The 1,914-nt window shown below is 45.1% G+C and carries 2 protein-coding genes; both read left to right on the top strand.

Features of this window, described 5'->3' with window-relative positions:
* Positions 1-881: ABC transporter ATP-binding protein C-terminal domain-containing protein (locus F6K38_RS44705; protein ID WP_287360515.1), on the top strand; the 881-nt coding region annotated here is incomplete at its 5' end.
* Positions 882-1,432: 551 nt separating this feature from the next.
* The coding region (locus F6K38_RS40665; protein ID WP_287360514.1) for an ABC transporter ATP-binding protein at positions 1,433-1,914 on the top strand (482 nt) is incomplete at its 3' end.

Below are 1,914 nucleotides of genomic sequence, written 5' to 3'. Positions count from 1 at the left end.
TTCAGACACCACGAGTCTACCTAAATCTAACGGTTCGAGAAAACTTAGATTTAGCCTGCAATCGTGATAAGAATGTGTTTTCCACCCTGTTTGGACGTACATTACCCGGGGAAAAACGGACAGTAGCGGGTTTGCTGCACACCATTGGTTTAGTGGAAAAAGCGAATTTACTGGCCGAGTTACTCTCCCATGGAGAAAAACAGCGGTTAGAGATTGGGATGTTAGTGGCTCAGGCTCCCGATTTATTACTAGTAGATGAACCCGTTGCTGGTTTAACGGATGAAGAGACAGAAAATGTCGGAGATTTGCTGCTAGCTCTAGCCAAGAGTCATTCCATTATTGTGATTGAACACGATATGGAATTCGTGCGCCAGATTGCTAGTCAAGTAACCGTGTTACATCAGGGGTCAGTGTTGTGTGAAGGCACAATGGATCAAGTCCAAAATGACCCCCGCGTGATTGAAGTGTATTTAGGACAAAAGCCATCGATTACAGCACAGCAAATGAAAATGCTACGGATTGTGTCTGCTATGGCTTGGTCTGATGGTGAGCTGGCACCAGAAGAAATTGATGTGATGATATCTCGCTTTAGCCAAGTGTTTGCTACAGATCCAGAACAACAGCAAGAATTACAACAAGAGTTACAGAATTATTTAGCACTTAATGTTTCCATCGAAGAGTTGACTACTGACATAGAAACTATTGAAGAACGAAAACTAATCGTGAAGCTGGCTTATGAAGTGATTAAATCAAGTTCCCGTACACCTACCGAACCAAAAATTAATGATGCTGAAGCAGCAGCTTACCAAAGTTTAGTGAAGCTGTTGGATCTGCCAGCAGAAGTGGTAAAAAGCTTGGAAGCAGAAGTAGGAGAAGAGTAAAGGGTAAAGTGTTATAGCATTTAAGGCAAGAGGTAATAGGCAAGAGGCAATAGGCAAGAGGAACCCACCCCTAACCCCTCCCAGGAGGGGAAGGCAAGAGGAACCCACCCCTAACCCCTCCCAGGAGGGGAAGGCAAGAGGAACCCACCCCTAACCCCTCCCAGGAGGGGAAGGCAAGAGCAACCCACCCCTAACCCCTCCCAGGAGGGGAAGGCAAGAGGAACCCACCCCTAACCCCTCCCAGGAGGGGAAGGCAAGAGGAACCCACCCCTAACCCCTCCCAGGAGGGGAAGGCAAGAGGAACCCACCCCTAACCCCTCCCAGGAGGGGAAGGCAATAGGCAATAGGCAATAGGCAATAGGCAAGAGTTAATCCAATATATCGGTATTTTTGCGATTCCCGATTCCCGATTCCCGATTCCCGATTTCCGATTCTAAATTCTAAATTCTAAATTCTAAATTCTAAATTCTAAATTCTAAATTCTAAATTCTAAATTCTAAATTCTAAATTCTAAATTCTAAATTCTAAATTCTAAATTCTAAAAAACTCTTATGCTGCAAATTTCCAATTTAAATGTCTACTACGGTGAAAGCCACATTCTCAGAAATGTAGATTTGAATGTACCAGCAGGACAAATGGTTTGCCTGATTGGACGGAATGGTGTGGGCAAAACTACTCTACTCAAAACGATTATGGGATTACTGAAACCCCGCACTGGCACCATTACCTTTGCTGGTCAACCGCTGACTAAACTATCGACCGATAGACGAGCCAGATTAGGGATTGGCTATGTGCCCCAAGGGCGGGAGATTATCCCTAGGGTAACGGTGAAAGAGAATTTGTTGCTGGGTTTAGAAGCACGTCGAGGGGGTAGAAAGGCTGAAGACGATATCCTAGACACTATCTTTGAGCTGTTTCCGGTCTTAAAATCAATGTTGTCCCGGATGGGTGGTGACTTGAGTGGTGGACAACAGCAACAATTAGCGATCGCACGGGCATTAATGGGACGTCCTCAGTTATTAGTGTTAGACGA

The sequence above is a fragment of the Moorena sp. SIO3B2 genome, assembly GCF_010692525.1.
In the GTDB taxonomy this organism is placed as follows: Bacteria; Cyanobacteriota; Cyanobacteriia; order Cyanobacteriales; family Coleofasciculaceae; genus Moorena; species Moorena producens.
The sequence above is the reverse complement of the archived record's forward strand: the minus strand, read 5'-3'. Positions and strand labels throughout refer to the sequence as shown.